Origin of the sequence: Longimicrobium sp., assembly GCA_036377595.1 — a bacterium.
Lineage (GTDB): Bacteria > Gemmatimonadota > Gemmatimonadetes > Longimicrobiales > Longimicrobiaceae > Longimicrobium.
Map to the genome: position 1 here is coordinate 23,136 of DASUYB010000172.1, position 25,267 is coordinate 48,402.

A 25,267-nucleotide genomic window follows, 5' to 3' on the forward strand; every position below is an offset into this window, starting at 1 on the left:
CACCCGGCTCAGGCGCCGGCGGTGATCGTGTAGGTGACGGTGCGCGTGGTCGACGGCACCACGCCCGCCGCGGCCGTCGCGGAGAGCGTGTAGGTGACGTTCAGCCCCGACGCGCTCACGGTGCCGATCCCCGTGACCACGTCCTGCGCCGTGGTGCCGAGCTGCACCGCGCCGGCGCTGGTGGCGCCCGCGGGGGCCGCCAGCGACACCGACAGCGCCACCCCGGCGGGCGTGTCGCTGTCGATCTGCGCGGTCACCTTGCGGTTGCTCTCGTTGGTGGTGATGGCGTACGTGGCGTTGGCCGTGGCCGACGTCGGCGCGCCGCCGGCGGTGGCCGTGCTGATCACCAGCGAGGGCGAGCCGGTGAAGGAGAGCTGGTTGATGGCCTGCACCTCGAGCGTCACGTCCTGCGTGGCCTGGGCGCGCGCGTCGACGGCGGAGACGACCAGGAGGGCGGCGGCGGGGATGGCGAACCGGATGAGCTTCATGGGTCGTGCGTCCTGCGAAATGGATCGGGAGGGATGCCGGGGGAGATTCACCCGGCGGTGACGGCCGCATCCGTAGGCACACCCCGCGCCATCCTGCGCAATTTATCCTATCTGCTGTAATTGCAACGAGATATGGAGATCGGCCGCCCGTCCGGCCCAGCCGCCGGTGGCGTCGCGAAAGTTCACGCCGGGGCGCGCGGAGGACGCGGAATGCCTGGGAACACCTGCATCTCCGCCCCCTGTCGCGTTTCTTGACGGTGACGGGGGATGGACAGAAGTGCCTCACGCGGAGACGCGGAGAACCAATTGCGGCACTGAGTTCTCCGCGTCCTCGCGAGAGTGAAAAAGAGGTCAGGACCCGCGCGAAGGGTGAGGCTCGGGCACCATCAGCGTCAGCCGCCCGGGGGCGAAGGCGTACTCGAAGCGGCGGGCCGGCATCGGCTCGCCGTCGGCGTTCACGGACAGCTCCTCGCCGGCCTCGACGAGGAGCGACGGGACCTTGCGGTAGGTCACGCGCGGGTGGTCGACGTGCCGCCCCGCGCGGATCTGCGGGGCGATGCGCGCGAACTCCAGGTGCCCCATCTCCTCGATGATGCACACGTCGAGCAGCCGGTCGTCCATCTCCGCCTCGGCGGTGAGATGGATGCCGCCGCCCGTCCGCCGCGCGTTGCCCACCGCGAAGACCAGGAACTCGCCGTCGTGCAGCGTCTCGCCCGCGGCGGTGAAGCGCGCGCGGGAGGCCGCCAGCCGCGCGAACTTGCGCACGCCGGTGATCACGTAGGCGATCGGGCCCAGCACGCTCTTCAGCGTCTCCGACGAATCGTCCGTCGCCTCCGCCCCAAAGCCGCCGGTGGAGACGTTCAGGAAGCAGCGCCCGTTCACCGTCGGCACGTCCACGTCGAACGGCACGCCGGCGACGGCCACCGCCAGCGCCGCCTCCGCGTCGTCGGTGGGAATGCCGAGCCCGGCCGCCAGGTCGTTCGCCGTCCCCATCGGCAGGATGGCGAGGCGGGGGGCGGAGGCGGCGTCCGCGCCGGAGCCGATCACCAGCCCGTTCACCACCTCGTTCACCGTCCCGTCGCCGCCGGCCGCGACCACGAGCTCGGCGCCCGCCTCGGCCGCGTCGCGCGCGAACCGCGCCGCATCTCCCTGCTCGAAGGTGACGCGCGCGTCGACCTGGTGGCCGGCCGCGCGCAACTTCTCCACGCCCGCGCGCACCTCCTCCACCGAGCCCGGCTTGACGATCAGAACGATGCGCACGACTACGCCTCCGCGAGGTGGGTCGGGGAGCGGGGTGACGATCGCAACCGGGCCCGCGAAAGGTCGGTGGCGACGATTGATACGCGAACAATGCGACTGAACTCGCGGCTACAACTACACACAGTCCGCCTTCGCGGACTCCGCATCCGCGCAGGGGCAACATCCTCGCCAGCGGCATCCCCCCGGGGCGGGGCCGGCCGCGCGCACGCGGGCGGCCTTCGCACGCGAAGCAGCCGCGAGCGAAGCGAGCCCAGGTCCCTCCCCCAGGTTGGTTTTGGGGGAGGGACAGGCGCGAAGCGCCAGGGAGAGGGCCTCGCGAGGACGGCGGACGCGCCGCCTCTCCACCCCACCTTCCTCCCCACTTCTCCCCACCGCCATCTCCGTGAGATCGAAAACGCAGAGTTCACGCGGCCCCGCGCGCGCGTAGGACCGGTTTCCGCTTCGGCTTATCTTCGCCTTGACGCGCCGGAAACGCGCGTTACCTTGGGACTTGGTGGGAAGGAGTGGGAGATTGTGGGGGATTCGGGAGCACCGGACCATCCGGGAGATGGATGCGCGGCTACCTGGGCAGCTTCCAGCACCAGATCGACGAGAAGGGCCGGCTCAGCCTTCCCGCGCAGTTCCGGCGGGAGAGCGGCGACGAGGCCCTGGTGCTGGTGCATGCCTTTCCCGAGTCGCTCACCCTCTATCCCCAGTCCACGTGGGCCACGGTGGAGGAACGCCTGCGGGAGATGATGCGCTCGTCACCCGAGGCCCGTACCTACGTGCTGCGGGTGACGGCCAACGCGGTCGAGGTGGCGCCCGACAAGCAGGGGCGCATCCTCGTTCCCCAGCGGATGCAGGACGCGGTGGGGATCACCGGGCCCACGCTGGTGGTCGGCGCGCTCGACAAGATCGAGCTGTGGAACCCCGACCGCTTCGCGCAGGCCACCGCCGAGCCCGCGGCCGAAGTCCAGAGCTTCTCGCACAAGATCTTCGCCTGACCCCGACGACCCGCACCGTGGAGGCACGATGATGCACGCCACGCCCCGCGCCGAGCCGCAGCGCGCCGCGCCCCGCCCCGTGCCCTGCGGGCTCGACCGGCACACGGGTCCGTTCGAGGCCATCCCCGAGCTGGACGGGTGGCTGGGCGCCGACTGGTGCGTCTGCCGGGCCTGCCGCAGCACGCTGACCACCTGGACCGCACTCCGGCAGCGCAGCGCGGCATGAGCGGCTACGCCTCCGCCTATCACGCGCCGGTGATGGTGGAGGAGGTGATGGAGATGCTGCGCCCCGAGCGCGGCGGGGTGTACCTGGACGGGACCCTCGGCGGCGGCGGGCACGCCGAGGCGCTGCTGGAGCGGGGATCGGATGCGCGCCTGATCGGCGTCGACCGCGATCCCGACGCGCTGGCGGAGGCGGGACGGAGGCTGGAGCGGTTCGGGGACCGGGTCCGATTGGTGAGATCGCCCTTCGCCGACGCGGTCGAGGCGGCGGGGATCGGCGAGGGGGCGCTGGACGGGGTGCTGCTGGATCTGGGGATCTCGTCGCACCAGATCGACGAGGCCTCGCGCGGGTTCACCTTCCGCCCCGGCGCGCCGCTGGACATGCGGATGGCGGGCGCGGGTGCCGGCGAGCCGAGCGCGGCGGACCTGCTGAACGAGATGGAAGAGGCCGGCCTGGCCGGCATGTTCTGGAAGTACGGCGAGGAGCGGCGTTCACGAATGCTGGCGCGGGTGGTGGGAGAGATGCGCGCACGGAAGCCGTTCGAGACGAGCGACGACCTGCTGGAGGCCATCGGCCGGGCCATGCCGCGCAGCGACGCGGCGGACCGCGCCCGCATCTTCCAGGCGCTGCGCATCGCGGTGAACGGCGAGATCGAGCAGCTGGAGACGGCGCTGGTGAAGTTCCGCGACACGCTCGCCCCCGGCGGAGTGTTCGCGATCCTCAGCTACCATTCGCTCGAGGACCGGCTGGTGAAGAATGCCTTCCGTGACTGGAGCCGTGCGTGCACTTGTCCGCCTGGATTGCCGGTGTGCCAGTGCGGCGGTGTGCCTCGGGGGGAGACTCTGGCACGGAAGGCCATCACCGCACGCCCGGAAGAAATCGAGCGGAACGTGCGCGCCCGGAGCGCGCGGCTCCGTGCCTGGAGGCACGCGTGAGCCGCCGCCCGGCCGCGCCGCTGCCGTACGAGGCGCCCCGCGCCGGCGCCGAGGCCCGCCGCGAGCGGCGCCGCCGGCGCGCGGGGTGGGTCGCGTACGCGGTGATCCTGGTGGCCGCCCTCTCCACCGTGGTCTGGCGGCAGACGGTCGGAGTCGAGCGCTTCCGCGAGCTGCAGCGGCTGCACGACGACGTGCGCCTGGCCCGCGCCGAGCGCGACGAGGCCGCCACGCGCGTACTCGAGCTGCAGCGCCGCGAGCGCATCGTGGCCTACGCGCAGCAGCGCTTGGGGCTGCACGTGGCGCGCGACGAGGAGATCGTCCTCCTGCGCGTGCCCGCCGGCGCCGCGCCGCGGGGCGATTCGGGCGCGGAGGCGCGGCCGTGAGCGCGCCGCATCGCCGTCCCGCCCCTTCGTCGTCCCCGGCGACGGCCGACGACGGCGTGACGCGCCGCCGGCGGATCTGGCTGATGGGCTCCGTCGGGCTGGCCGCGGTGCTGATCGTCGGCCGCGCGGTGCAGCTGCAGGGGTTCGAGGGCGACCGCTGGCGCGCCGAGGCCGAGAAGCAGCAGCAGACGCGCGTTCCCGTCCCCGCGCGCCGAGGCGCCATCTACGACCGCGACGGGGTGGCGCTGGCGCTGACCCGCGAGACCTTCGCCGTCTCCATCGCGCCGCAGGAGATCCGCGAGCGTGCGGCCGTCGTCGACCGTCTCGTGCACGGCCTCGGCCTTTCCCGCGCCGCCGCCCGCCGGGTGACGGATCCCCGCGAGCGCTGGGTGGTGATCCCCGGACGTTTTACCGTGGAGCAGCAGCGCGGATTGGCGGAGATGCGCGGCGTCTACGTGGAGCGGAAGCTGGAGCGCTTCTATCCGCAGGGGGATGTCGGACGCGAGGTCCTCGGCGTCGTCAGCGGCGACGGGCGCGCGATGGGGGGGATCGAGCAGGCGATGGACTCGCTGCTGCGCGGCGCCGACGGCTTCTCCGTCCTCCGCCGCGACGCGCGGGGGCGGAAGGAGGCCGCGCCCTCGCTCCCCGCCGTGGCCCCGCGCGACGGCAGCGACGTGGTGCTCACCCTCGACTTCGACCTGCAGGAGATCGCGGCCGAGGCGCTCGACGAGCAGATCCGCGTCACCCGCGCGATGGGCGGCGACATCCTGCTGACCGATCCCCGCACGGGCGAGATCCTGGCCGCCGTCTCCCGCCGCGCCGCGTCGCGCGACCTGAGCGCGTTCATCGAGCCGTACGAGCCGGGGTCGATCGCCAAGCCCTTCTTCGTCGCCTCTCTCCTCGCCGAGCACCGCGCCGCGCTGACGGACCGCGTGTTCGCCGAGAACGGCTCGTGGACGATGACCAACGGGCGCACGGTGACCGACGTGCACGCGTACGAGTGGCTGACGCTGCGCGACGGGCTGCGCGTCTCCAGCAACGTGGTGATGGCCAAGCTGTCGGAGCGGATCCCCGCGCCCCAGCAGTTCGCGTATCTGCGGGACTTCGGCTTCGGGACACAGACGGGGGTGGAGTATCCGGTCGAGTCTTCGGGGCGTCTGCCGCGCCCGGACCGCTGGTCGCCCTTCACCCCCGCCTCGCTGGCGATGGGCTACGAGATGTCGGTGACCCCGCTGCAGATGGCGATGGCCTACGGCGCGCTGGCCAACGGCGGCGTGCTGATGGAGCCCCGCCTCCTGCGCGAGGTGCGCGGGGCCGACGGGAAGACGCTGGAGCGCCGCGAGCCCCGCCGCGTCCGCCGCGTGATCCCGGTGGAGATCGCCGCCGCGCTGCGCGACGTGCTCGTCGAAGTCGTCGAAGACGGGACCGCGACGCGCGCCGCGCTCTCGACCTTCGAGGTGGCGGGGAAGACGGGGACGTCGCGGCGGACGGGGGCGAACGGGAGATACGAGGCGGGGGCGTACAACTCGTCGTTCGTCGGCTTCTTCCCCGCCCGCGCGCCGCAGCTGGTGATCTACGTGAAGCTCGACCGGCCGCAGGGCGACTACTACGGCGGCCTGACCGCCGCGCCGGTGACGCGCGCCACGCTGCAGGCCATCCTCGCCGCGCGCTCGCCCTCGCTCGACCGCCGCGCGCTGCTGGCGATGCGGACGCAGGCGCCCGAGCCCGTCACGACGAATCAGCCCGCGGCGGAGGACGACGCACCGGGGGGGATGGGGAACGCGGGGACGTACGTCTTCCTCTCCAACCAGCTTCCGCCCGCGCCGCGCGAGGACCGCTCGCCCCTCCCCGTCCCCGAGCTGGTGGGGCTGCCGATGCGCGACGCCGCGCGGCGGCTGCACGCCCTGGGCTTCCGCGTCCGCGTGCGGGGGATGGGATCGGTGAAGGAGACGCTCCCCGCGGCCGGCGCGACGGCGATGCGCGGCGATACGCTCACCCTCGTCGGCGCGGGGCTCTGATGGCGCTGACCGCGCGGGTGAACCTGGGGCAGATCGCCGAGCGGCTGCGGGCCGAGGGGCTGGTGAAGGGCGAGCGCGGGCTGGCCGAGCGCGCCGCCGCCCGCCCCGTGCCCGAGGCGTGGACGGATTCGCGCAAGGTCAAGTCGGGCCACCTCTTCTGCGCCATCAAGGGGACGGAGGGAGACGGGCACCGCTTCCTCCACGACGTCTCCGCGCGCGGCGCGGCGGGCGCGACGGTGGAGCGGCGCGACCACATGATCGGGCTGCCGCAGATCGAGGTCACCGACGGGCGCCTGGCCGCCGCGTACGCCGCCGCCGCCGTCTACGGCGACCCGTGGAACGAGCTGACGCTGGTCGGGATCACGGGAACGAACGGGAAGACGACGAGCGCCGCCATCCTCCGCCACCTCCTCGGCCGGCGGGGACCGGCGGGGTCGATCGGGACGCTGGGCGCGGTGGACCACGAGGGGAAGGTGATCCCGGGGACGGAGGGGCTCACCACCCCGGGGCCGGCGGACGTCGCGCGCTGGCTGCGGATGTACCGGGACGGGATCGGGGGGACGGCGGACACGCCCGCCACGAAGGTGGACGCGGTGGCGATGGAGACCAGCTCGCACGCGCTGCACCAGGACCGCCTGGCGGCGGTGCGGTTCGACGCGGCGCTGTTCACCAACCTCACGCGGGACCATCTCGACTACCACGAGACGATGGAGGAGTACCGCGCGGCCAAGCTCCGGCTGCTGGAGCTGCTGAAGCCCGCGGGCGCGGCTGTGCTGAACGCGGACGATCCGGCATGGAACGGTGTGGGGGCATCGGGAAACTGCCGGGTCGTCCGCTTCAGCACTTCCGCCCCGGCGGACGTCAGGGCGCGCGACGTCCGGACGGGGAACGGGGGGATGGAGTTCGTCCTCTCCACCCCGTCCGGCGACGCCGACGTGGTGCTGCCGCTGTTCGGCGACTTCAACGTGGCCAACGCCGTGGGGTGCGCGGCCGTGCTCTGGGCGCTGGGCTGGTCGGTGGGCGAGATCGCCGCCGGGCTGGCCACGCTGCCGCAGGTGCCCGGTCGCCTCGAGCGCGTCTCCGGGCCGCCGCAGAGCGCCACGGTGATCATCGACTACGCGCACACGCCGGACGCGCTGGAGCGCGCGCTGGCGGCGCTCAGGCCGCTCACGCGCGGCCGCCTGTGGGTCGTCTTCGGCGCCGGCGGCGACCGCGACGCGGGGAAGCGCCCGGAGATGGGGCGCATCGCCGCCGAGGCCGCCGACGTGGCCGTGGTGACCAGCGACAACCCTCGCACGGAGAGCCCCGAAGCGATCATCGACGACATCGAGCGCGGCATGGGACGTGCACCCCGCCACCGGGTTCCCGACCGCCGTGAGGCCATCCGCCACGCCCTCTTCCACGCTGCCCTGGACGACGTGATCCTGCTCGCCGGCAAGGGCCACGAGACCTACCAGATCGTGGGGAAGGAGACGCGCCCGTTCGACGAACGGCAGGTGGTCCGCGAGGTCCTTTCCGAACGCCATGCGGCGAGTGGAGGTGCAGGTTGAGCGGGTTCCGCTGGACCGCCGACGAGGTGTCGCGCGCGCTGGGGCTCGAAGGTGGCCCTGGCGCGATGGAGTTTTCGGGTGTGTCGACGGACACGCGGAAGATCGGCCCCGGATCGCTCTTCGTCGCCCTGCGCGGCGAGAAGTTCGACGGGCACGACTACCTGGCCCAGGCGGCCGAGGCGGGGGCGACCGGCGCCGTCGTCTCGCATCGCCCTGACGATGCGCCGGCGTCGCTCGTCTACTTCACCGTGGCCGACACGCTGCACGCGCTCGGCGCGCTGGGCCGCCACCGGCGCCGCGCGCTGGGGGCGGACGTGAAGGTGGTCGCCGTCGCCGGGAGCAACGGGAAGACGACGACCAAGGACCTGCTCCGCGCCGCGCTTTCTCCCCGCTTCCGCGTGCACGCGACCGAGGGGAACCTGAACAACCAGGTGGGCGTGCCGCTCACCCTGCTGGCGGCGCCGGACGACGCCGGGGTGCTGGTGGTGGAGACGGGGACGAACGAGCCGGGGGAGATCGCCATCCTCGGCGCCATCGTGGAGCCCGACGCCGCCGTCATCACCTCCATCGGCGAGGAGCACCTGGAGGGGCTGGGATCGGTTGAGGGCGTGCTGGAGGAAGAGCTCTCCATCCTCCGCCATCTCCGCCCCGGCGGATTCGCGGTGGTCGCGGAGGATCCCGCGGAGCTCCCCGAGCAGGCGATGGAGATCGTCGGGGGGATGCGGCTGCGGGTGGCGGGGCTCGACGCGGAGGCCGACGTGCGGCCCGACGCGGGCGCGGAGGGGATCGAGGTGCTCCCCGGCGGCGCCACGCGCTGGCAGTTCCGCGGCGTGGTGATCGACCTGCCGCTGCCGGGGATGCACAACGTGCGCAACGCGCTGATCGCGCTCGGCGTGTCGACCGAGCTCGGCGTCCCCGTGCGCGACTCGGCGGACGCCATCGCCGCCATGCCCGCGCCGAAGATGCGGACGGAGTGGCGGCGCGTGGGGACGCTGAACGTGCTGGCGGACTGCTACAACGCCAATCCCCCCAGCACCCGCGCCGCGCTCGAGCTGCTGGCGTCGGTGCCGTCGGCGGGGGAGAAGGTGGCCGTGCTGGGGACGATGCGGGAGCTGGGGGCGCATGGAGACGCGCTGCACCGTGGCCTGGCGCAGGACGCGCTGGCGCGGCTGGGCGCGGGGATCGACGCGGTGGTGTTCACGGGCGATTACGTCGCCGCCGTGGACGGGACCGCGCGCGAGGACGTGATCGCCGCCGAGGACCCGCTGGAGGCGTACGAGCGGCTGCGGCCGCGGCTGAAAGGCGACGAGACCATCCTGCTCAAGGGCTCGCGCGGCGTGGCGCTGGAGCGGCTGATCCCCTTGCTGGAGCGTGACTTCGCCGGCGGCGCGCAGGCCGCCGAGGCATCCACCGCGCACGCCGGGGCCTGAGCAGCGCATGCTCTACTACTTCCTGGTGCCGCTGGCCGAGCAGAACCTGGCCTTCAACGTCTTCCGCTACGTGACCTTCCGCGCGGCAGGCGCGGTGGTGACCGCGTTCCTGGTGGCGTTCTGGTTCGGCCCCGCCATCATCGCGCGGCTGCGGATGCTCAAGGTGGGCCAGGTCGTCCGCACCGAGGGCCCGCAGACGCACCTGGGGAAGAGCGGCACCCCCACGATGGGCGGCGTGCTGATCGTGATGGCCACGGTGATCCCCACGCTGCTGTGGGCGCGGCTCGACCAGTTCAACACCTGGGCGGTGCTCGTCACCATCATCTGGCTGGGGACGCTGGGGTTCCTCGACGACTACCTGAAGATCACGCGGAAGAAGACCGAGGGGCTGAAGGGGCGCTACAAGCTGGTGGGGCAGACCGCGGCGGGGCTGGTGCTGGGGCTGGCGCTGGTGTTCGTCCCCCAGTGGCTGCGCGGGATGGACACGGGGATCCCCACCTATCCGTTCGCGTGGACGCAGATCCCGTTCTTCAAGACGGTGCACATCTCGCTCTGGTGGCCGCTCTACATCCTGTTCGTGACGTTCATCATCGTGGGCTGCAGCAACGCGGTGAACCTCACCGACGGGCTCGACGGGCTGGCGGCGGGATTGTCGGCGATCGCGGCGACGACCTTCGGCGTGTTCGCGTACCTGCTGGGGCGGGTGGACGCGGCCAACTACCTGAACGTGTTCTACATCCCCGGCGCGGGCGAGCTGGCCATCTTCCTGGTGGCCCTGGGCGGGGGATGCATGGGCTTCCTCTGGTTCAACGCGCACCCGGCCGAGGTGTTCATGGGCGACACCGGGTCGCTGGCCATCGGGGGGGTGCTGGGATGCGTGGCGGTGCTGCTGCGCGCCGAGTTCCTGCTCGGCATCATCGGCGCGATCTTCGTGGCCGAAGCGCTCTCGGTGATGCTGCAGACGGCGTACTTCAAGTACACCAAGCGGAGATACGGCACGGGCCGGCGGATCTTCCGGATGGCGCCGCTGCATCACCACTTCGAGCAGATCGGGTGGCACGAGAGCAAGGTGATCATCCGCTTCTGGATCATGGGGATCATGTGCGCGCTGGTGGCGTTTGCGACGCTGAAGATCCGATAGGGAAGTGCCCAGTGCCCAGTGCTTAGTGCCCAGTACAGGGGCTGAGCGGCGCAGGGAGATGAACCCGGGCGAAAGGTTCCAAAGACCTTTGTGCTGGGATTGAGTGAAAGGCCGCTGGGGATTCCCGGGTTGAAACCCGGGGCTGGAACGGCAGTGAAGTCCGCCTTCGCGGACTGGGGATCGGGGTGGGGGTGGTTGCAGTTTCTCCCCTCCCCTGCGAAGCGGGGGAGGGGCTGGGGGAGGGGGCCAGCCGGGCGGGCAGGATGCCTCTCTCAGCAGCACCGAGGCTGGGGTTGGGCTGAGTTCACTTAGGACTCAGGACTTGGGACTCAGGACTTTTTTCGGCCGGGCACCTGGCACTGGGCACTGCCATGCATCCATCACTCGTCGGCGAAACCATCGGCGTGCTGGGGCTGGCCCGCAGCGGGCTGGCCGCCGCGCGGCTCGCGCTTTCGCGCGGCGCCCGCGTATACGCCAGCGACATGGCCGACAACCCGCAGACGCGCCGCGCCGCCGAGCAGGTCAACGCCATGGGCGGCCTGGCCGAGACCGGCCGCCACGACCTGGGCAAGCTGGCGCGCTGCAACCGCATCGTCCTGTCGCCCGGCATCCCGCCGACCGCGGCGGTGCTGCGCGCGCCCGAGATCCGCCACGTGCCCGTCATCCCCGAGATCGAGTTCGCGTTCGGGCTTCTCGAGTGCCCCGTGGTCGCCATCACCGGGACGAACGGGAAGACCACCGTCACCTCGCTGATCGGCCATCTCCTCCACGAGCACGGCCAGGACGCGGCGGTCGGCGGCAACATCGGCACCGCGCTCAGCGAGCTGGTGCTGCGCGAGCCGCAGCCCCGCATCGCCGTGGTGGAGACGAGCTCGTTCCAGCTGGGCGGCATCCGCGAGTTCAACCCGCGCATCGGCGTGCTGACGAACCTGGCGCCCGACCACCTGGACTGGTACAGCAGCGTCGACGCCTACTACGCCGACAAGGCGCACCTCTTCCGCAACGCCACCGGCGAGAGCCGCTGGGTGCTGAACGGCGAAGACGAGAAGGCGCGCAACCTCCCCGGCAATGCGCCGGGGACGCGCTACTACTTCCGCGTGCAGTCGCCGCTCGCCCCGGGCGAGATGGGGGGATTCCTCTCCGACGACGGGTGGCTGACGCTGCGGCTGGACGGGCGCGACGAGCGCATCATCCCCGCCGGCGAGCTGCGCATCCTGGGGCCGCACAACGTGGCCAACGCGCTGGCCGCCTCCATCGCCGCGCGGCTGGCGGGCGCGTCGGTGGACGCCATCGCGCGCGGGCTGCGCTCGTTCGAGGCGCCGCCGCACCGCCTGCAGCCCGTGGCCGAGATCGACGGCGTGCTGTGGATCAACGACAGCAAGGCCACGAACATCGCGTCGACGCGAGTCGCCGTGCAGGGGATGACGCGGCCGGTCGTGCTCCTGCTGGGCGGGCGCCACAAGGGCGAGCCGTACACCGAGCTCCTTCCCGATCTCCACAACGTCCGCGCGATCCTGGCCTACGGCGAGGCCGGGCCGATCATCGAGGGCGACCTCGCGGGACAGGCGCCGGTCGAGCGCGTTTACGGCGGCTTCGACGACGTGGTGCGGCGCGCGCGGGAAATCGCGCGGCCGGGGGATGCGGTCCTGCTCAGCCCCGCGTGCAGCAGCTTCGACATGTTCGCGAACTACGAGGAGCGCGGCGCCCGCTTCGTCCAGCTGGTGACGGGGAAGGCGGCGCCCGAGCCCGCGCTGGAGGCCGCGTGAGCGTGCTCGCGCTCGTCCGCCGCCGCGGCGAGGGCGGCACCGCCGTCCTGCAGCCCGTCGTCCCCCCGCGCGAGCGGCGGGCGAAGGTGGCGGCGCCTCCATCTCCCGTCGACGCCGTGCAGGCCGACGTGTGGGAGGCGCGCGCGCTGGTCGGCCTCACCTTCGTGGCCTTCTGCTTCGGGGTGATCGAGATGTACTCCGCCAGCGCGTTCATGGCGCGGGCGGAGGGGCATCCGTCGCACTGGTACGCGCTGAACCAGGTGGCCGGCGCGGGGCTGGGCGCGGTGATGGCGGCGGTGCTGTCGCGCGTGGACCATCGCCGCTACCGGCTGTGGGCGTGGCCGCTGCTGCTGGTGATCGGCGCCATGCTGGTGGTGATCGTGATGCCGGGGACGTCGGCCATCGCGCCGCGGATCAACGGCGCGCGACGCTGGCTGAACCTGGGCATCTCCTTCCAGCCCAGCGAGTTCGCCAAGATCGCGCTGATCGCGTGGACGGCGGCGCTGGCGGTGAAGAAGCAGGACCGGCTGCACTCGCTCAGCAAGGGGCTCCTCCCCTTCCTGGTGGTCTGGCTGCCGATCGTGGCGCTGGTGCTGCTGGAGCCGAACATGAGCGCCGCGCTGCTCCTCCTCCTCCTCTCCGCGCTGGTGCTGTTCGCGGGCGGGGCGCGCATCGGGCACTTCATCTTCTTCGGCCTGCTCGCCGTCCCCGTGATCTGGCACCAGATCACGCACGCGGGCTACCGGATGCAGCGCATCGCCGCGTTCCTGGACCCGACCGCGGACACCGACGGCGTCAGCTACCAGATCTACCAGTCGCTGATCGCGGTGGGATCGGGGGGATTGGGAGGAGTCGGATTCGGCGGGAGCCGGCAGAAGTTCGGCTTCCTTCCCGAGCCGCACAACGACTTCCTCTTCTCGATGATCGCCGAGGAGTGGGGGCTGCTGGGGATCGTGTTCGTCGTCGCGATCTTCGCCGGCTTCCTGTGGGTGGGCTACCGGATCGCGGCGCGCGCGCCCGACCGCTTCGGCTACCTGCTGGCTGTCGGGATGACCAACATGATCGCCGTGTCGGCCTTCCTGCACATGGGCGTGGCGCTGTCGCTGCTGCCGACCACGGGCGTGGCGCTGCCGTTCATGAGCTACGGCCGCAGCGCGCTGCTGGCGCAGTTCTGCGCCGTCGGCATCCTGCTGAGCGTGGCGCGGTCCGCCCGGCGGGGCCCGGCGTGAGCGCGCGGGTCCTCTTCGCCGGCGGCGGCACCGGGGGGCACCTCTATCCCGCGCTGAACCTGGGCGATGCGGTGAAGCGCGCGGACCCGGACGCGGAGGTCTTCTTCGTCGGCGCGCAGCGCGGGGTGGAAAGCCGGGTGCTGCCGGAGAAGGGCGTCACCCACCAGCTGCTGCCGATGGAGCCGATCCGCCGCGCGCGGCCGTGGGAGAACTGGAAGCTGGTGCCGGCGATGTTCGGCACCTGGTCGCGGCTGCGGCGCATCTTCTCCGCCTTCCGCCCCGACGTGGTGGTGGGGACGGGGGGATACGCCAGCGGGCCCGCGGTCTTCTACGCGATGATGCGCCGGGTGCCGTTCGCGCTGCAGGAGCAGAACTCGTTTCCGGGGTTCGTGACGCGCAAGCTGGCCGGCCGCGCGCGGCAGCTGCACCTCGCCTTTCCCGAGGCGCGGAAGTACCTGAAGCCCGGCCCGCGCACCGAGGTGTTCGAGTACGGCAACCCCATCAAGCCGCCCGACTTCGCGGTCGACCGGGCGACGGCCCGCGCGAACTTCGGGCTGGGGGAGGGAACCGTCTGCCTGGTGACGGGGGGGAGCCAGGGCGCGCGCGCGGTCAACGAGGCGCTGCTCTCGGACCTGCGCGGCGTGGCGGAAGGGAGACTGGAGGCGCCGCCGGCGGGATTCGAGATCCTGTGGGCCACGGGGACGGCGAACTTCGACTCGATCCAGGCCAGGCTGGGGGAGATCGGGCGGCCGGCGTGGGTGAAGCCGATGGCGTACATCGAGGACATGCCCGGCGCGCTGGCCTCGGCCGATTTCGCGATCAGCCGCGCGGGGGCGATGTCGCTGGCGGAGCTGTGCGCCTGGGGCGTGCCGGCGATCCTGGTGCCGCTCCCCACCGCCGCCGCCAACCACCAGCACCACAACGCGGTGGCCCTGGCCGACGCCGGCGCCGCGCTGCTGGTGCCCGAGAGCGAGCTGGGCCAGGGCCGCCTGTGGGGCGAGATGATGAGCCTCGCCGCCGACCCCGCCCGCCGCGCCGAGGTGGCCGCCAGAGCGAAGGAGCGCGGCAAGCCGGATGCGGCGGACCGGATCGCGGCCGAGCTGCTGCGGCTGGTGCCGGCGAAGTGAGCCCTCTCCGGCTCGCCCAGGCTCGCCACCTCTCCCGTACCGGGAGAGGTAGCCAGAGCCGGCGCCGGCGCGACGGACTAGCATCGGAGAGTGCGCTGAGTTCGCAGTTCTCCCCTCCCCTGCGCAGCGGGGGAGGGGCCGGGGGAGGGGGCCGGCCGCGGCCGCGCAGATGAAGGTGGTCCGCGCCGAACTTGACCCCGCGCTGAGGTCTCCCCCTCCCCCAGGCGGTTTTGGGGGAGGGGGTCGGGGGGAGAGGGCTACCGCGCCGGGCGGGCACGATGCCTCTCCCGCGGCAGAAGCTGGCGAGTGATCATTCCGCGGCGATCGCCCCCGGTGGCGGGTGGTGGATGGGGATCGTCGGGAGCCGGGCCGCCGGGGGCCCGCCGCGGAGAAGCAGGGGAGAGGCAGGGAGCCGCGCACTGATGCACTCTCGCACTCACGCACTGCCAGTTCCTGGCACTTGGAACTGGGCACCTGGCACTGGGCACCGGGCACTTTCGAGACGAGCCCTTTGCCCTATCAGGGAAGGTTGCAGAACCGTAGAATGGTGAGCGAAATCGACCTCGTGGAGCTGGCCCGCAGCGGCCCCGTGCACTTCGTCGGCATCGGCGGGGCGGGGATGGCTCCGCTCGCCGAGATGCTGCTGCTGGCGGGCGGACAGGTCACCGGCTGCCAGGACCACGTGAACGCCTCCGCGCGGCTCCTCCACCGCCACGGCGCCCTCATCACCGAGGGGCACGACCCGGCCCACGTGGCCGACTGCCTCGCCGTGGTGATGACCGCCGCGGTGCCGGACGACCACCCGGAGATCGCCGCCGCGCGGGCGCGCGGGATCCCGGTGCTGAAGCGGGCGCGGGCGCTGGGCGCCATCGTCAACCGCGGCACCGTGGTCGGCATCGCGGGGACGCACGGGAAGACGACCACCACCACGCTCACCACCACCGTCCTGGCCGCCGCCGGGCTCGACCCCACGGGCTTCGTGGGCGCGCACGTCCCCGCGTGGGGCGGCAACCTGCGGCGGGGTGGGGACAGGGTCTACGTGGTGGAGGCAGACGAGTACGACCGCTCGTTCCACCAGCTGGCGCCGAAGATCGCCGTCGTCACCACGCTCGAGGCCGACCACCTGGACATCTACGGCTCGCTCGAGGCGGTGGAGGAGTCCTTCCTCACCTACGCCGAGTCGGTGCCCGACGACGGGATGATCGCCTGCTGCGCCGACGACTACGGCGCGTCGCGTCTCGCGAATGGTCTCCGCGGCGGTCCCGAGCGGGTGATGACGTACGGGCTGAACGCGGGATCGATGCTGCGGGCGGAGGAGGTGGTCGCGGACGGCGCGGCGCAGCGCTTCACCGTGCGCGAGCGCGGGCAGGTGCTGGGGACGGCGACGCTGCGGGCGCCGGGGCTGCACAACGTCCGCAACGCGCTGGCCGCCGTCGCCGTCGCCCGGCGCTTCGGGATCGCGTGGGAGACCATCGCGCGCGGGCTGGCGGAGTACTCGGGGATTGATCGCCGGTTCGAGCACGTGGGCGAGGCGGGCGGGGTGCTGTTCGTGGACGACTACGCGCACCATCCCACGGAGATCGAGGCCACGCTGCGCGCCGCGCGGGCCTCGCATCCCGACCGCCGTCTCGTCGCGGTCTTCCAGCCGCACCTGTACTCGCGGACGCGCGACTTCGCGCCGGAGTTCGGGCGGGCGCTGGCGGCGGCGGACGTGGTGTTCCTGACGGACATCTATGCCGCGCGCGAGCAGCCCATCCCCGGCATCACCGGCGAGCTGATCGCCACCCCCGCGCGCGAGGTCGGCGGCGACGTGCGCTACGTCCCTTCGCGCGACGAGATCGTCGACGCCGTCGCCGCGGAGCTGCGGCCCGGCGACCTCTGCCTGACGATGGGCGCGGGGAACCTGGACGAGGCGTCGCGCGAGCTGCTGGAGATGCTGGGCGAGCCGGCGGAGATGGCGCGATGAGGAAGCTCCGCCTCGCCCTGCTCGCGATCCCGCTGGCCGCCGCGGCCGCGTCGCCCTGGTGGGCGCCGCCGCTCGGCCGCGAGATCGACTGGTTCGGCGCGGAGCGGGTGGAGGTGACGGGCGCGCGTCTCCTGGCCCCGCACGAGGTGCTGCGCGCCAGCGGCGTCCTCGTGGGGACGAACGTGTGGAGCGATCCCGCGCCCTTCGTCGCCGCCCTGAAGCGGCATCCAGCCGTCGCCGACGCGCAGGTGGTGCGGGTGCTCCCGCGCACGCTGCGCATCCGGGTGACGGAGAAGACGCCCGCCGCGCTGGTCCTGGCGGGGACGCTGCGTCCCGCCACCGCGGACGGCGAGGTGCTCTCGGTCGATCCGGCGCGCGAGCAGATCGATCTCCCGCTGCTGGACGGGCGGGTGAGGACGGACGACCGCGGCCGCGTGACCGACGTGGACGTGCGCGCCGCGCTGGCCGAGGCAGGACGGCTCGCCGAGCTGGAGCCGGCGCTGATGGCGCGGGTGAGCGAGCTCCGCCCCGCCCGCGGCGAGATCCGCCTGGTGCTCGGCCGCCCCGCGCTGGACGTGCTGGTCCGCGCCGGGCTGCCGCAGGAGCAGCTGCTCCGCCTCCGCGCCGCGCTGGACGACGTCGCCCGGCGGGCGGCCGCGGACACCACGCGCCACGGACGCCCCGTGGTGGACGCACGCTTCGACGACCAGGTGGTCGTCCGCTGGCCGGCTGGCCGCGAATCCCCGAACGCCGTGAAGACCCCCGTTCCCACGCACCCGACCTGATGCGCCCAACCGTCGTCGCCGGCCTGGACATCGGCTCCAGCAAGACCGCCGTCGTGATCGCCGAGATCGACGGCGAGGCGCCGCAGCGCGCGCAGGTCAAGATCCTGGGCGTGGGCCAGGCGCGCACCACCGGCATCCGCCGCGAGATCGTCACCGACATCGAGGCCACCACCGAGGCCGTGCGCAAGGCGGTGAAGGAGGCCGAGCTGATGGCGGGGGTGAAGGTCGACCGCCTCTACACCGGGATCGCCGGCGAGCACATCCACGCGTGGCCGTCGAACGGCGTGGTGGCCGTGGGCCGCGCGCAGGGCTCGCGCGACCAGGAGGTGAGCGCCGGCGACGTGGAGCGCGTGAACGAGGTCGCCCGCGCGGTCCCCATCCCCGCCGACCGCGAGCTGATCCACGCCATCCCGCAGGAGTACATCGTCGACGCGCAGGGCGGCATCCGCGACCCCGTGGGGATGGCGGCCATGCGCCTCGAGGCCGAGGTCTTCATCGTCACCGGCAGCGCCAGCGCCGCGCAGAACATCCGCAAGTCGGTGACGCGCGCGGGGTACCAGGTGGCCGAGCTGGTGCTGGAGCCCATCGCCTCGTCGCAGGCGGTGATGTCGGAGGACGAGAAGGAGATCGGCACGGCGCTGGTCGAGCTGGGCGGGGGGACGACCGACGTTGCCATCTTCCACGAGCGGAAGATCCGCCACCTCGCGTCCCTCCCCTGGGGCGGCGCGACGGTGACGAACGACCTGGCCAAGGGCCTCTCCCTCCCCTACGCCGAGGCGCAGCGGGCGAAGGAGCGCTGGGGCTCGGCGCGGGCCGATCTCGTCAATCCCAACGAGACGTTCGAGATCCCCGGGCCGGCGCAGGGGCAGACGCGCCACGTCGCGCGCGAGCTGCTGGCGCACATCATCGAGCAGCGGCTGGACGAGATCTTCGGCCTCGTCGCCGCCGAGCTGGACCGGAGCGGGCTGGCGGACCAGCTGGGGGGCGGGATCGTGCTCACCGGCGGCGGCGCGTCGCTGGCGGGAATCGTCGAGCTCGCGGAGCGCAGCTTTGCCGCGCCGGTGCGCATCGGGGTGCCCGGAGACGGACTCGGCGGGCTTGCGGATTCGGTGCGGCGGCCCAAGTTTGCTACCGCTGCCGGCCTCGTCATCTACGGCTCCCGCCGACTCATCGACGACACCCCCGAAGGCGCCGCTTCCGGAGCATCCGTTTCCGGCGCGCTGCGCCGAGTGAAGGACTGGCTCGCGGACTTCTTCTAGGTCCAACGGCCCCAGGACACGTGCATGCGAACCCTACCGGCGGAACCCTCCCACGCGACCGGAGGAGCGAACCCACGATGATCTTCGAGTACGAAGACCCCATGCCCCAGAACGCCCGCATGAAGGTGGTGGGCGTGGGCGGCGGCGGCGGCAACGCCGTCGACCGGATGATCGACGAGGACCTGGAAGGCGTGGAGTTCATCTCGGTGAACACCGACGCGCTGGTCCTGAAAAAGAGCAAGGCCCCGGTCAAGATCCAGATCGGCCAGAAGCTCACCCGCGGGCTGGGCGCCGGCGCCCGCCCCGAGGTGGGGCGCGAGGCGCTGGAGGAAAACCGCGACGAGGTGCGCAAGGCCCTCGAGGGCGCCGACCTGGTCTTCGTCACCGCGGGGATGGGCGGCGGCACCGGCACCGGCGCGGCGCCGCTCATCGCCGAGATGGCGCGCGAGCTGGGCGCGCTCACCATCGCCATCGTCACCAAGCCCTTCCTCTTCGAGGGGAAGAAGCGGATGCAGCAGGCCGAGGCGGGCCTCGCCGAGCTGAAGCGCTCGGCCGACACCATGATCGTGGTGCCCAACGAGCGCCTGCTGTCGGTGGTGGGGAAGGGCACCACCTTCAAGGACGCGCTGAAGAAGGCCGACGAGGTGCTGCTGCACGCCACGCAGGGGATCTCGGACCTGATCCGGGTGACCGGCGAGGTGAACGTGGACTTCGCCGACGTGCGCACCATCATGTCGAACCGCGGCGCGGCGCTGATGGGCACCGGCTTCGGCAAGGGCGAGAACCGCGCGGTCGAGGCGGCGCAGGAGGCCATCTCCAGCCCGCTGCTCGACAACATCTCCATCAGCGGCGCCACCGGGGTGCTGATCAACATCACCGGCGGAATGGACCTGGCCATCGACGAGGTGACCACCATCTCCTCGATCATCCAGGAGGCCGCGGGCGACGACGCCGAGATCATCTTCGGCGCGGTGCACGACAGCGGGCTGAAGGAGGAGGTGCGCGTCACCGTGATCGCCACGGGCTTCGAGCGGCAGGAGCCGGTGTACGAGCGCCGCCCCGACGGCGTGATCCGCCCCGACTTCCGCGCGCCGCGCGCCGAGGTGCGCCCGCTCTCCGGCTCGCGCGTGGTGATGCCGGGCGACGGCCCCTCGCCGTTCGCGCCGCGCACCCCCGCCACGCCGGCCGAGCGCGAGCCCACGCCGTTCCACCCGCGCACGCCGCCGCCCGCGCCCGAGCGCGAGCCGGCGCGCGAGACGCCGGTCACGCGGCTGCCGGTGCCGCCCCGGCAGCCGGAGAAGAACGTGAACGACCTCGAGATCCCCACCTTCATCCGCCGCCAGATGGACTGATGGGGGAGATCGTGGTAAGTTGATGCGAGCGCAGCGAGTTCCCGCTGGACGGCGGGGGCTCGCTGCGCTTCGCTTGGGGGGGCCTTCGACGGATGCGGCGCGGTGAATGAGCTGCGATGCATCGCGCCGGCGGGGAGGCCCTCTCCCTGGCGCTTCGCGCCGGTCCCTCCCCCAAAACCGACTGGGGGAGGGACGGAGGCTCGCTTCGCTCGCGGCCACTCAGCGCATGGGCGGCTGCGACGCCAGGGGCCAGCGCGGATGCATGCGTGCCACCCTCTCCAGGTACGGGAGAGGGTGGCGAGCCTAAGCGAGCCGGGAGAGGGCGCGATGCCGCGGCCTGTAGTGAATCCGTCTTGACAGGCTGAAAGTCCGCCGGGTTCGCGGCAGTTCCGCAGGTTGGCTTCGTCGAAGCTGCAGTCCAATCGCTACAGATCCACAGATCCACCGCAGCAGATCCAGATCCAGGAGGTACCGGGGATGGCCAATCCCTACCGCTTGCTCTCGATGGGGGTGATGGGCGTGTTCGGCGTTGCGCTGGGCGCGGCGTTCGTCCGCGGCACGAAGGACGACGCGCCGCCGCCTCCGCCCGCGCTCCTTCCCGCCGCGCACGCCGCGCCGCTGGAGACCGTGCGCCAGTCGAAGCTCCGGCACGGGCACTCGCTGGGCGAGCTGCTGCGCCAGCTGGAGATCGACGCCGCGCAGGCGGCCGCCATCCTCGCGCAGCTCCCCGACTCCGCGGGTGAGCACGAGGTGGGCGAGGGACGCGAGTTCGACCTGCGCTTCGCCGCGCGCACCGGCGGCGTGCGGCGGATGACGCTGCAGCTGGACGCCGACCGCGTGCTGAGCGTGGACGGCCGCGGCGGCGCGCTGAAGGCCCGCGTCGACTCGGTCGAGGTCCGCACCGACACCGCGGTGTTCAGCGGCACCGTGCGCTCGTCGCTCTACCAGGCGCTCAGCCAGGGGCACGGCGACATCCCGCGCCGCGAGCGCACCCGGATCGCCGACCAGATCGCCGACCAGATCTTCGAGACGCGGATCGACTTCTCCAACGACCTCAATCCCGGCGACAGCTACCAGATCCTCTACGAGCGCACCGTGCGGCCGGACGGCACCGCGCGCCGCTCGCGCCTGCTGGCCGTGCGCTTCCTCCTCTCCGGCCGCCTGTACGACGCGTACCTCTTCCGCCACGACGGGCAGGACGGGTGGTACGACGGCCGGGGGCAGGCGATGAAGCGCGGCTTTCTGCGCGCGCCGCTGGAGTTCCGCCGCATCTCGTCCGGCTTCACCCTGGCCCGCTTCCACCCCATCCTGCACCGCTGGCGCGCGCACGTGGGGATCGACTACGCCGCGTCGCCGGGAACACCGGTGCGCGCGGTGGCCGACGGCGTGGTGCGCCGCGCCGGCCGGGCGGGGGGATACGGCAACGTGGTGGAGATCGCCCACGGGCGCGGGTATTCGACCCGCTACGGCCACCTGCGCGGCTTCGCGAAGGGGATCGACGAGGGCACGCGGGTGAAGCAGGGGCAGGTGATCGCGTACGTGGGGATGACGGGGCTGGCCACCGGCCCGCACCTCCACTACGAGTTCCGCGAGAACGGGCGGCCCATCAACCCCGCGTCGGTGAAGGAGATCCAGGCCGAGCCGGTGGCCGGGTCGCGCTTCCGCGAGGTGGTCGAGGCCCGCGTCGCGGCGATGGAGCGCGAGGCCGGCGTCAAGCTCGCCGAGCGGCCCCGGCGCGAACGCGATCGTGGCTGACGGCTTCGCCCTGTATCCCGCCATCGACCTGCGCCGCGGCCGCTGCGTGCGGCTGGAGAAGGGCGAGGCCAGCCGCGAGACGGTCTACGGCGACGACCCGCTCGCCGTAGCGCGCTCGTTCGCGGACGCGGGCGCGGAGTGGATCCACGTGGTCGACCTCGACGCCGCGTTCGGCGACGGCTCCAATCGCGCGCTCATCCGCCGCATCGTCTCCGAGACGCCGCTGAAGGTGCAGACGGGCGGCGGGCTGCGGACGGAGGAGGATCTCGCCGAGGTGCTGGACGCCGGCGCCGCGCGCGCGGTGATCGGCACCGCGGCGATCGAGAACCCCGAGCTCGTCCGCCGCGCGGTGGAGCGCTGGGGCGCGGACCGCATCGCCGTCGGCCTCGACGCGCGCGGGCGCCGGCCGGCCGCGCGGGGATGGACGGAGGAGAGCGGGACGGACCTGTTCGACCTGGCGGGGAAGATGGTGGAGCTCGGCGCGCGGACGATCGTGCACACCGACATCGAGCGCGACGGGATGCTGGGCGGCCCGAACCTGGAGCTTTCCGCGGCGCTGGCGGCCGAATCCGGCGCGGAGGTCATCGTGAGCGGGGGGATGAGCGGGATGGAGGATGTCGACGCGGTGGCGGCCGCGGCGCGCGAGCGCGGCGGGATCGGCGGCGCGATCGTGGGGAAGGCGATCTACGAGGGGCGGATCGATCTGGCCGAGGCGCTCCGCCGGACGAGGGGGTGAGACGATGCCGCAGGTGCACATCCGCCGCGTCCGCTACGGCGTGAGCCCCGAGACCATCGCCAGCACCATCCAGCAGTACACGGGGATGGGTCGCATCGAGGCGCGCCAGGCGGCCGACGCGGCGATCTCCGGGAAGGAGTTCTCCGTCTACATCGACGACTTCACCGCCGTCTACGAGCTGGCCGACATGCTCACCGAGATGGGCGTCGAAGCCGAGGCCGACGAGGGCGACTACTGATCTCCCAAGCGGGTCTTTTGATGGCAACCTCGCGCCGCAATCCGGGCTCGGTTGCGATTATTGGTTGAATAGTGCCCCGATACCAATAATATAGGGTTATTGACAACCGTTCAAATAAAACATAGTTATTGGCTGTGTGGTGATTGCAACCAATAATTGCTGCTGGGGGATCCATGCCTCTGAAGAACCTCTGGCACCTGTACAACCTGACGGAGAGCCCGTTCTTCCAGCAGGATCTCCAGGGGACCGGCCGCTACCCGATCGATCTTTTCGAGGGGCGCGACCAGGAGGCGACCCGCCTTCTGAACGTGATCGGGGGCTCGGCGAGCAGCCGTCAGACGGTCGAAGGGCTGTCCGGCTTCGGCAAGACCACGCTGACCCAGTTCGTGAAGGCGCGGGCGGCCGCAGGCGGCTATCTCAGCTACCCTGACCCCGTAAGCGCGGCCGGCGCAGACACGGCCGATTCGCTGCTGGTTCGCCTGCTCAGCTACGTCTACGACGCGGTCGCCAGCCAAGCCGGGCACCCGCTCTCGAAAGAGCCGGTGGTCGACGAGGCGCGGCGCCTGGTGCTGGACACGCGCGTTCGTGACGTGAAGGTAGCGGCGTCGGTCGCCGGGTTCGGGTTCGACCGCGATGTTAGCCAGCGAACGGAGCGCGCGGCGTTTCACTCAGGCCTGCTCACGATCCCTCCACTCCTCCGCGACCTCTCGGCTGCGGCGCGGGCGCACAAATTCTCGGGCATCGTCGTCCACATCAACAACCTGGAAAACCTCGTCACCGACGCGGAGCGGACGAGGGCCGGCGCGGTCATGCGGGATCTGCGCGACGTGTTCCTGATCGACGGCTACCACTTCGTGCTGGTCGGCACCCCCGAGGCGGTGCGCTCGATCGTCGCTCCCCACGCGCAACTGCGCAGCGTGTTCGGTGTCGCGCGTCCGCTGGAGCCGCTGGGGGAGGATGCGTTCCAGCGCCTCCTCGCACGGCGCTACGCACACCTGCGCCTTGCAAAGGGCGACGTCCGGCCCCCGGTGGCGGACGAGGCCGCACGGGCCGTGTACCGGATCTACAGGGGAGACCTGCGAGGTACGTTGCGCGCGCTCGATACCGGCGCCAACGAGCTGATCGGGCTGACGGATCCTCCCGGATCCCCCATCGAGCTGCCGGAGCTCATGGCGGTGCTGGCGCCGATGCTGGCGACCGAGGCGGAGGCGACCCTCTCTGATACGCTGCTCGAGTACCTTTTCGCACTCCGGAACGTGAATGGGACGTTCACCCAAAGGGAGCTGATCGCCCTCTGGGGTCTGTCACAGGGAACCGTGTCCCAGAACGTGAAGGAGCTGCAGCGGCTGGGATACGTCCAGGAGCAGCGTCGCGAGGGGCGCCTGGTCACGTACTCGCTGACCGGTCCGTCGCGGATCATCCTGGGACTCATGGGCGAATCCTGACGGAGGTCGGCCATGCGCGCGATGGTGCTGGACGCGCCGGGGACGCCGCTGGCGATGCGCGACCTGCCCGTTCCCGAGCCGGGGGGCGGGCAGATCCTGCTGAGGGTGCGCGCGTGCGGGGTGTGCCGCACCGACCTGCACATCCGCGACGGCGAGCTGCGCGAGCCGAAGCTCCCCCTCGTGCAGGGCCACCAGATCGTCGGCGAGGTGGTGCGGCTGGGCGAGGGCGTCGCCGACATCTCCATTGGCGATCGCGTCGGCGTGCCCTGGCTGGGGTGGACGTGCGGCGGGTGCCGCTTCTGCCGCTCGGGGCGCGAGAACCTCTGCGACCGTGCGCGCTTCACCGGCTATCACCTCGACGGCGGGTTCGCGGAATACGCCGCGGCCGACGCCCGCTTCTGCTTCCCGATCCCCCCGGAATATCCCGACCTGCAGGCCGCGCCGCTCCTGTGTGCGGGGCTGATCGGCTTCCGCGCGTACCGCATGACGGGCGACGCGGAGCGGCTGGGGATCTACGGCTTCGGTGCCGCCGCGCACATCCTGGCGCAGGTCGCGATCGCGGACGGCCGTGAGGTGTTCGCGTTCACGTCTCCCGGCGACCATGCGGCACAGGCGCTTGCGCGCGGGCTGGGGGCTGCGTGGGCAGGGGCCTCCACCGAGCCGCCGCCGCTGCCACTCGATGCGGCGATCATCTTCGCGCCCGTGGGGGCGCTGGTTCCCGAAGCGCTCTCGCGCGTCGTGCCCGGCGGCACGGTCGTTTGTGCAGGCATATACATGAGCGCGATCCCCTCGTTTGAGTACAAACGGCTCTGGGGCGAGCGATCGATCCGCTCGGTGGCGAATCTCACACGGGAGGATGCCGTCAGGTTCCTCGAGGTCGCCGGCCGCATCCCGATCCGCACGCACACGACCGCGTTCGCACTCGAGGATGCCAACCGCGCCCTGGACGACCTGCGGGCAGGCAGACTCGCGGGCGCCGCCGTGCTCCGCGTGGCGCACGCAACCCGATCCGCCCCTCGAGCAGCAGCAGGAGAATCGTGAGCGTTCTTATCGAAGAGCAGCCGGTGCTGGCGCGTCTCGCGCAGTTGGAGATTCCGTTCGACCGTTATGAACATCCCGCCATTTCGACCGGCGACGAGGGGCTGGAGCACTGGGCAGGGATCGACGCCGCCCACTGTAAGAACCTGTTCCTCCGGAA

The 25,267-nt window shown here is 72.2% G+C and carries 22 protein-coding genes; 20 read left to right on the forward strand and 2 right to left on the reverse strand.

Features of this window, described 5'->3' with window-relative positions:
- Positions 1–8 precede the first annotated feature (8 nt).
- Complete coding sequence (locus tag VF092_28715) at positions 9–488, reverse strand: hypothetical protein (protein HEX6751308.1); 480 nt, start codon at positions 486–488, stop codon at positions 9–11.
- A gap of 351 nt (positions 489–839) precedes the next feature.
- The gene (locus VF092_28720) at positions 840–1,748 is read right to left on the reverse strand and encodes a YegS/Rv2252/BmrU family lipid kinase (GenBank protein HEX6751309.1); all 909 of its coding nucleotides are present in this window, start codon (positions 1,746–1,748) and stop codon (positions 840–842) included.
- Positions 1,749–2,299: 551 nt separating this feature from the next.
- On the opposite strand from VF092_28720, the gene VF092_28725 reads away from it, so the two are divergent.
- The 20 genes from VF092_28725 (at position 2,300) to VF092_28820 (ending at position 25,110) form a co-directional block, all read left to right on the forward strand.
- Positions 2,300–2,731 carry a division/cell wall cluster transcriptional repressor MraZ gene (locus VF092_28725; GenBank protein HEX6751310.1) on the forward strand — a complete coding sequence of 144 codons (432 nt, stop codon included), beginning with the start codon at positions 2,300–2,302 and terminating at the stop codon, positions 2,729–2,731.
- Positions 2,732–2,762: 31 nt separating this feature from the next.
- A complete protein-coding gene (locus VF092_28730) occupies positions 2,763–2,957 on the forward strand; it encodes a hypothetical protein (protein ID HEX6751311.1) in 195 nt (64 codons plus the stop codon).
- Entirely contained in the window at positions 2,954–3,889 is a 936-nt protein-coding gene (gene rsmH / locus VF092_28735) for a 16S rRNA (cytosine(1402)-N(4))-methyltransferase RsmH (protein ID HEX6751312.1), read from the forward strand. The genes VF092_28730 and rsmH overlap by 4 nt, the downstream gene beginning before the upstream one ends.
- Positions 3,886–4,272, forward strand: a complete 387-nt coding sequence (locus VF092_28740) for a hypothetical protein (GenBank protein HEX6751313.1) — start codon at positions 3,886–3,888, stop codon at positions 4,270–4,272. The genes rsmH and VF092_28740 overlap by 4 nt, the downstream gene beginning before the upstream one ends.
- Positions 4,269–6,290: a penicillin-binding transpeptidase domain-containing protein gene (locus VF092_28745; protein HEX6751314.1), complete on the forward strand. Its 2,022-nt coding sequence runs from the start codon at positions 4,269–4,271 to the stop codon at positions 6,288–6,290. The genes VF092_28740 and VF092_28745 overlap by 4 nt, the downstream gene beginning before the upstream one ends.
- Entirely contained in the window at positions 6,290–7,840 is a 1,551-nt protein-coding gene (locus VF092_28750) for a UDP-N-acetylmuramoyl-L-alanyl-D-glutamate--2,6-diaminopimelate ligase (GenBank protein ID HEX6751315.1), read from the forward strand. Before VF092_28745 ends, VF092_28750 begins: the two co-directional genes overlap by 1 nt.
- Positions 7,837–9,270: a UDP-N-acetylmuramoyl-tripeptide--D-alanyl-D-alanine ligase gene (gene murF, locus VF092_28755; protein HEX6751316.1), complete on the forward strand. Its 1,434-nt coding sequence runs from the start codon at positions 7,837–7,839 to the stop codon at positions 9,268–9,270. Before VF092_28750 ends, murF begins: the two co-directional genes overlap by 4 nt.
- A 7-nt stretch (positions 9,271–9,277) precedes the next feature.
- A complete protein-coding gene (gene mraY, locus VF092_28760; GenBank protein ID HEX6751317.1) occupies positions 9,278–10,411 on the forward strand; it encodes a phospho-N-acetylmuramoyl-pentapeptide-transferase in 1,134 nt (377 codons plus the stop codon).
- Positions 10,412–10,782: 371 nt separating this feature from the next.
- Entirely contained in the window at positions 10,783–12,177 is a 1,395-nt protein-coding gene (murD, locus tag VF092_28765; GenBank protein HEX6751318.1) for a UDP-N-acetylmuramoyl-L-alanine--D-glutamate ligase, read from the forward strand.
- Complete coding sequence (locus VF092_28770) at positions 12,174–13,406, forward strand: putative peptidoglycan glycosyltransferase FtsW (protein ID HEX6751319.1); 1,233 nt, start codon at positions 12,174–12,176, stop codon at positions 13,404–13,406. Before murD ends, VF092_28770 begins: the two co-directional genes overlap by 4 nt.
- On the forward strand, positions 13,403–14,533 hold the full coding sequence (locus tag VF092_28775; GenBank protein ID HEX6751320.1) for a UDP-N-acetylglucosamine--N-acetylmuramyl-(pentapeptide) pyrophosphoryl-undecaprenol N-acetylglucosamine transferase: 1,131 nt from the start codon (positions 13,403–13,405) through the stop codon (positions 14,531–14,533). The genes VF092_28770 and VF092_28775 overlap by 4 nt, the downstream gene beginning before the upstream one ends.
- Positions 14,534–15,080: 547 nt before the next feature.
- Entirely contained in the window at positions 15,081–16,499 is a 1,419-nt protein-coding gene (gene murC / locus VF092_28780; GenBank protein ID HEX6751321.1) for a UDP-N-acetylmuramate--L-alanine ligase, read from the forward strand.
- Entirely contained in the window at positions 16,496–17,284 is a 789-nt protein-coding gene (locus tag VF092_28785; GenBank protein ID HEX6751322.1) for an FtsQ-type POTRA domain-containing protein, read from the forward strand. The genes murC and VF092_28785 overlap by 4 nt, the downstream gene beginning before the upstream one ends.
- Positions 17,284–18,543 carry a cell division protein FtsA gene (gene ftsA, locus VF092_28790; GenBank protein HEX6751323.1) on the forward strand — a complete coding sequence of 420 codons (1,260 nt, stop codon included), beginning with the start codon at positions 17,284–17,286 and terminating at the stop codon, positions 18,541–18,543. The genes VF092_28785 and ftsA overlap by 1 nt, the downstream gene beginning before the upstream one ends.
- 77 nt (positions 18,544–18,620) lie before the next feature.
- Positions 18,621–19,895 carry a cell division protein FtsZ gene (ftsZ, locus tag VF092_28795; GenBank protein ID HEX6751324.1) on the forward strand — a complete coding sequence of 425 codons (1,275 nt, stop codon included), beginning with the start codon at positions 18,621–18,623 and terminating at the stop codon, positions 19,893–19,895.
- 477 nt (positions 19,896–20,372) lie between these two features.
- Positions 20,373–21,650: a peptidoglycan DD-metalloendopeptidase family protein gene (locus tag VF092_28800; GenBank protein ID HEX6751325.1), complete on the forward strand. Its 1,278-nt coding sequence runs from the start codon at positions 20,373–20,375 to the stop codon at positions 21,648–21,650.
- Positions 21,643–22,386 (forward strand): 1-(5-phosphoribosyl)-5-[(5-phosphoribosylamino)methylideneamino]imidazole-4-carboxamide isomerase, encoded by a 744-nt coding sequence (hisA, locus tag VF092_28805; GenBank protein HEX6751326.1) that lies wholly within the window; start codon positions 21,643–21,645, stop codon positions 22,384–22,386. Before VF092_28800 ends, hisA begins: the two co-directional genes overlap by 8 nt.
- 4 nt (positions 22,387–22,390) lie before the next feature.
- Positions 22,391–22,624, forward strand: coding sequence for a hypothetical protein (locus tag VF092_28810; GenBank protein HEX6751327.1), 234 nt, complete (start codon positions 22,391–22,393; stop codon positions 22,622–22,624).
- Positions 22,625–22,797: 173 nt separating this feature from the next.
- Entirely contained in the window at positions 22,798–24,069 is a 1,272-nt protein-coding gene (locus VF092_28815; protein ID HEX6751328.1) for a winged helix-turn-helix domain-containing protein, read from the forward strand.
- A gap of 12 nt (positions 24,070–24,081) precedes the next feature.
- Positions 24,082–25,110 carry a zinc-dependent alcohol dehydrogenase family protein gene (locus VF092_28820; protein HEX6751329.1) on the forward strand — a complete coding sequence of 343 codons (1,029 nt, stop codon included), beginning with the start codon at positions 24,082–24,084 and terminating at the stop codon, positions 25,108–25,110.
- Positions 25,111–25,267 lie beyond the last annotated feature (157 nt).